The sequence below is a fragment of the Endozoicomonas sp. ONNA2 genome, assembly GCF_024606365.1.
Lineage (GTDB): Bacteria > Pseudomonadota > Gammaproteobacteria > Pseudomonadales > Endozoicomonadaceae > Endozoicomonas.
On record NZ_JAHHPO010000716.1, the window covers coordinates 1 to 5,561 of the forward strand.

A 5,561-nucleotide genomic window follows, 5' to 3' on the forward strand; every position below is an offset into this window, starting at 1 on the left:
TAGCTAAATATCCTATTATCGGGATGATCGTTCGACCGATTCTGTCGCCCTGGGCGGGTAAGCTTTCGTGTAATAACCAATTCCGATATCCAGATTAAACGCATTCTTGGGGAAACCAATGGATAGTCGAATCAATATTCAGGCGAATCTTTCCCGCCTGGAACAAGCAGTAAAAAAAATGGGTGCAAAAATCAGGTCTTTTGATATTGGTAGTCCAGAAAATAAAACCATCATAGAACTGGAAAGAGCTGAAGGCATTGTAATATACATTAATGACCTCGAAACCAAAGAAGGTCTACTTCATTACAAGGATATTCAGGTTGCGCTATTCATCCCTGACCACAGTCGGCGGAATGATTTATTCGATCGTACAATTCATGACGGTTCAAAAGGGAATTAATTCCACATAGGCCAGTGCCAAAAGCTGGATGAAATGCAAAGTGCAGGCAGGTTCGACCGTTACTCAGTAAGTCGAAATCCTGATGGAAAATTTGAGATATACGGGAAAAATGGCGCTACCGCAGTTGTGGAGCTTAATGTGTGTCAGTTCTGTCTTGGCATGCTGAATTACAAGGGTGCTGCTGAATCATCCAGGCGTAGATGGCAGGTGGCCCAAGAGTTCGATATTAATGAATTCTTCGCAAATTACAGCTCACTGTTCAAAAAGTTACCAAGAGAAAAGGATCACTCAATAGTAGGTTATACCAATGACTGGCCTGAAATATCTAACCAAGTAAGAGAACAAACGAACTATACCTGCCAAAGTTGCAATGTAATGCTCTCGCACCATAAAAATTTACTCCACGTTCACCACAAAAACGGAGTAAAGCACGATAATGCCCACACCAACCTCGAGGTTTTATGCGCTGACTGCCATCGAAAAGAACCCTGCCATCAATGCATGCATGTGTCCCATTCAGATATTCAGTTGATTAACCGGCTAAGACAAGAGCAAGGCATCATCACGTCCAATATGAGTTGGGACGATGTTTTCAAATTTGCTGATCCTGCCATACTCGCCACTCTGAGCCATGCACGTAATTTAGGATACATGCCACCGGTTGTGAGTTTTACGCTCACAGACAAGCAGGGGAAGATTATCAAGGTGGTAGAAGCGGCTTGGCCAGATAAGAAAGAAGGAGTTTATCTTGGAGAGCCACCACCGGCACTGGATGGCTGGAAATTCTTCCGCATTCAAACAGCTCTTGACCCTAAAAAAGGCCTTGGTGGACAAGATCAGCTATCTTTCTGATCCCTGTTGATGTGATGTCCAAATAAAGAGGCTCAGATGACCAGAATTAGCTTGGGAAGAACAAGCAAATCGCTTACTTCCCCCCTTACTACCCCCTCGATCCTAAAAACAAAAAAGGCCGAAGCATTGACTAACGCTACGGGCTATGTATTCTATGGCGCTCCCAGGAGGATTCGAACCTCCGACCTGCCCCTTAGGAGGGGGCTGCGCTATCCAGCTGTGCCATGGGAGCATGCGTTACCGAGCTGATAACAAGGCATACACATTCACGAACGCCTTGAAGCGTACTTCATTAACAATGGATGATCAAGCCTTGGCAGGATAAAGGATTTCTAACTGGCGTAAATTGACTCAAGGGGTGTCTTTCTCGGGAAACACGATTTCAAGCTGTTGTTCAAAGGCAAGCATCTTTTCGGCAAGACGTTCACTGTCAACCATCAGTGTCCCATCAAGGTAAGCCTGGCGCAGGCGGTTGACACGATCTTCCGTAGCATTAATCACAAAACTTATTCTCTTCTCGGAGCCTTCTAAATTCATACTTGGCTCTCGATGCTCCTTACACATGTTCACTCCTTGAACGATCAAAAAGATTTCTCGGTAACAGGTCGGTCATATTGTCACCTCCGCTTCAGGGTGTCTACCCATTATTTTTATTAATCTATCAAGCAAGGTTCATACCGATTAAGACACCAGGCACATCAATGCAACTGTTAGCCAAGTTTTCAAGGGGGACGCAGGAAATCCCCCCAATAGAATACTATTAGCTTGTGCAGGAATAGGATGCCGCGCTGCAGAACAGCCTCCTATGTTCTTCTGGAAAAACCATACATTCGCCATGCTGGCAAGCAGGCAACCAGAAAACCCAGTAAAAACAGCGACAACAACCAAACCAACTGCTCAAAAGGCAGTGTGATGCTGCTCACAACAGGAATCCAGCTCCCCACGAACAGAGTCGATATTTTATATACAATGACACCAGAGCAAAGAGCAACCAGGATCTGCAGCATAGGCTCGGCCAATGTCAGGCCTGCCAGCTGCCAGGGGCTTGCCCCTACCATGCGCAATAGTTCAACTTCCTGTTTGCGCTCGGCAAAACCGGCGGAAAGATTAAAATACATCATCATCAGAGAGAGCACTCCGATGATAAAACTCATCGCCATAAACACATTATTAAGCATTCGCTGATAATGCCCAAGCTTTTCCAGTTCGAACGCAGGAATCACAACTTCAAGTGGGGTATTGAGTGTTGACTTCAGTTCCTGCTGCACCTTAAAGAGCGAGTGGCGATGGCGCAATTTTATCATAATGAAATTCAGATAATCCGTTGTTATTCCATGGGCTTTTCGGATTTTTCGTAGCCCTTCAATAGGAACTAAAATATTACTGTCCAGTAAGGTTCCGGTTTCCATTAAAACCCCCTGAATAACAAATGGGGTTTGATACTCATCTTTTAATGAAGGTGAAAAGCCATTGGCTATCGTCAGTGTTTCTCCCGGTTGGTAGTGTGCGGCCAGATTGGCGCCAATAAATGCGGAACGATCATTTCTGAATGCTGTGCCTGAGCCACTGGTGTCTATGAAATTAAGGGCTTTCAGTTGCAGAGTTTCCATATAATGTGCCGTACTGCCCGTCACTGTATACCCCCGGTGACTTTCATTGGTGGACACAGGGGCAGCCCACTCTACATCCTCCATACCAGCAATTTCTTCGTAGATATTCCACGGCAAAACTGGCGGAGGAGGGCCAATACGAAAAAGACTGTAAAGGGCAAGATGTACCGGCTGCGATGGAGCTCCGACAATCAGATCCGCACCTGAAGACACTTGTCGTGCATAGGACCGGACAGCTTCATGAATATGACTAATCACCAGAAGAAGCGCAATGCTCAATGCGAGTGCCAGAATTGAAATCGTCGAACGACCGGCTCTCTGACCAAAGCTTCTGCAAATAATCTTCAAAATGACCATCGGTTTTCACGCTCTCTTGCCAGGTTCAGGGAATCCATGTCCACATATCGGTCAAAACCATCAATGCCGTTTTCATCATGGGTTGTACAGATCAGTGTGGCTCCATTGGCACGGCACTCTTCCTGTAACAGCTGGTAAACGGCTTTCTTCCCCCTGCAGTCCATAGCGGAAGCCGGTTCATCTGCCAACACCATATCAGGCTTGCCAATCAGGGCACGAGCAATGGCAAAGCGCTGTTGTTGTCCGGCGCTATATTGTGATGCATTTTTTGATAGTCTGGATGGGTCTGACAAGCTGAGCCTGCGAATCAGGCGAATGGCATCCCCGGCGGCAGTTTCCGACTTCCTTTCTGCTTCATATTGCCTTTTCGCTGAGAAATAGCAGGGCAACAGAATGTTATCGAAGGCACTCAGGTAAGGAACCAGCCGATAATGCTGGAAAATAAACCCGATAGAGTCGGCCCGAAGTTTTTCTACAACCGAGGTGCCAATTTTTCTCATATCATTGCCCAGAACCATCACATCACCACTGTTACAGCGGACAAGTCCCATCAGGGCTCTTAATAAAGTGGTTTTGCCAGAGCCATTCCCGCCTTGAAGACACACCATTTCACCGGCGTTAATCACCAGCTCCGGAATTCGCAAAACCTCAGTTTCACCGATACTATGCTCAAGGTCATGGATGGCAATGGCCTGAACATTTGTCATCTTGATATCCCCGCATTGATAGAGACCTGCAGCTAAACAACAGCCTGGGTTTTCATGGTTATCGGACGCCTGCCAATAAAGATAAGCGACCCGTGGCTGGCTTGATAAAGCCATTTAATCAAAACACCGGGCAAACTACACTCAAGGTATGCTTGGCGGTTCATTTCATGTTGGCAACGCACTTTCCTGCAAACTCATTTCATATTGAAAGAAATTCTGGCATTGAATATTTTGGCCTATACTCGAAAATGCTAATCCTCCAATAACCTGTCCGCTTTATCTGCAACCATCTCCACTTATGCGTTAAGTGCTAAACGCTCGGCTTGCTTTCAATACGTTAATGGCGTTCCTGGCATGCTGTCGGCCATGGCATGCAGATTATGTGATGGGAATACTTACTCGATTAGACGTCAAAAAACATCTATCTCGACACACCCGGAGTTTGATTCATGCACCTCATCACTCCCTTTAAAACGCTAACACTGTTCATGATTACCCTTTTTCTGGCTGGCTGCACCAGTGATGGTCATATACACCGATGGAGCCAATGCGCCTTGATCGGGGCGGGTACCGGAGGTCTTGTGGGCGCTGCTGTCAACGGCTCATCCGACCGTGGTAAATCAGCAGCCTATGGTGCTCTGGGTGGTGCCCTGGTCGTTAGTGCTATCTGTGCCATCACTGGTAGAGACAGTGATCACGATGGTGTTCCTGATAAAAAAGACCGCTGTCCAGACACACCCGGGGGCATCAGCGTCGATCACAGTGGCTGTCCGGTTGACTCAGACAACGATGGTGTTCCTGACTATATGGATAAGTGCGCCAATACCCCTTACGGTGCACCGGTGGATATCAACGGTTGCCCCGATTCCGACAACGATGGTGTACCAGACAATATAGATCGCTGTCCCGACACCCCTGTCAATTTAGCTGTTGACCAGCATGGCTGCCCTACTGATAGTGATGGTGATGGTGTTCCCAATGCCGTTGACAAGTGCCCGGATACTCCCGTGGGCATTACCGTCGATGCGGATGGCTGCCCACTACAAAAAGAGTTGGGTACCGTTTACTTTGGCTTTGATAAAGTTGACATTGACCCGCAGGGTCGACAGGAGCTGGACCAAATCGCTGAGGTCGCCAAACAGCATGCTGGCATTCGTCTGACGGCGGTTGGTTACACCGACTCAACCGGCCCGCTGGAATACAACCGGCAACTGGCACTGCACAGGGCTGAAAGTGTCAAACAATACCTGCAAGAGCGTGGCGTCAGTGGCGATCGCATCCGGGCGGTTGCCGGTGGTGTACTGGAGACCGGAGATCAAACCCCAAAGGGCCGCAGCAATAACCGTCACGTTACCATCACCATTGAAGAGTAATCGTTAGCGGCTATTCAGGAACTTTAATAACTTCGATCTTTGACTAACGGCTGCCCGCTTCCCGACCAAGACAGGCTACTTATGCTGTATTGCGCGAAGCAGGCAGGCGACCAAATCCCTGTCAAATGCTGAACTTGTTCCAATTCCTTACCTGTTTTGGTGTCTGTGAGTGAGATAGTATTGCCAAATACTCACACCCACTCACCAAGGAGCTGTCCTGAAATAACTTCGACATTTCTACAGACGCTACCCGCTTCCCGAA

The 5,561-nt window shown here is 47.5% G+C and carries 6 protein-coding genes and 1 tRNA gene; 3 read left to right on the forward strand and 4 right to left on the reverse strand.

From position 1 onward, the window contains the following. The first annotated feature begins 118 nt into the window (after positions 1–118). The gene (locus KDK14_RS12585) at positions 119–400 is read left to right on the forward strand and encodes a hypothetical protein (RefSeq protein WP_257265485.1); all 282 of its coding nucleotides are present in this window, start codon (positions 119–121) and stop codon (positions 398–400) included. 33 nt (positions 401–433) lie between these two features. Next, the gene (locus KDK14_RS12590) at positions 434–1,252 is read left to right on the forward strand and encodes an HNH endonuclease (RefSeq protein WP_257265486.1); all 819 of its coding nucleotides are present in this window, start codon (positions 434–436) and stop codon (positions 1,250–1,252) included. A gap of 155 nt (positions 1,253–1,407) precedes the next feature. On the opposite strand, the gene KDK14_RS12595 is transcribed toward KDK14_RS12590, so the two are convergent. The 4 genes from KDK14_RS12595 to KDK14_RS12610 all read right to left on the reverse strand — a co-directional run bounded on the left by KDK14_RS12595 (position 1,408) and on the right by KDK14_RS12610 (position 4,040). Then, positions 1,408–1,484, reverse strand: a tRNA-Arg gene (locus KDK14_RS12595). A 119-nt stretch (positions 1,485–1,603) separates the two neighbouring features. Next, the gene (locus KDK14_RS12600; protein WP_257265487.1) at positions 1,604–1,816 is read right to left on the reverse strand and encodes a flagellar biosynthesis anti-sigma factor FlgM; all 213 of its coding nucleotides are present in this window, start codon (positions 1,814–1,816) and stop codon (positions 1,604–1,606) included. Between the two features lie 239 nt (positions 1,817–2,055). Then, positions 2,056–3,219: an ABC transporter permease gene (locus KDK14_RS12605; protein WP_257265489.1), complete on the reverse strand. Its 1,164-nt coding sequence runs from the start codon at positions 3,217–3,219 to the stop codon at positions 2,056–2,058. Next, on the reverse strand, positions 3,207–4,040 hold the full coding sequence (locus KDK14_RS12610) for an ATP-binding cassette domain-containing protein (RefSeq protein ID WP_257265490.1): 834 nt from the start codon (positions 4,038–4,040) through the stop codon (positions 3,207–3,209). Before KDK14_RS12610 ends, KDK14_RS12605 begins: the two co-directional genes overlap by 13 nt. Positions 4,041–4,375: 335 nt before the next feature. Here KDK14_RS12610 and KDK14_RS12615 point away from each other — a divergent pair, with 335 nt between their 5' ends. Further along, positions 4,376–5,299 (forward strand): OmpA family protein, encoded by a 924-nt coding sequence (locus tag KDK14_RS12615; protein ID WP_257265491.1) that lies wholly within the window; start codon positions 4,376–4,378, stop codon positions 5,297–5,299. Positions 5,300–5,561: the final 262 nt, after the last annotated feature.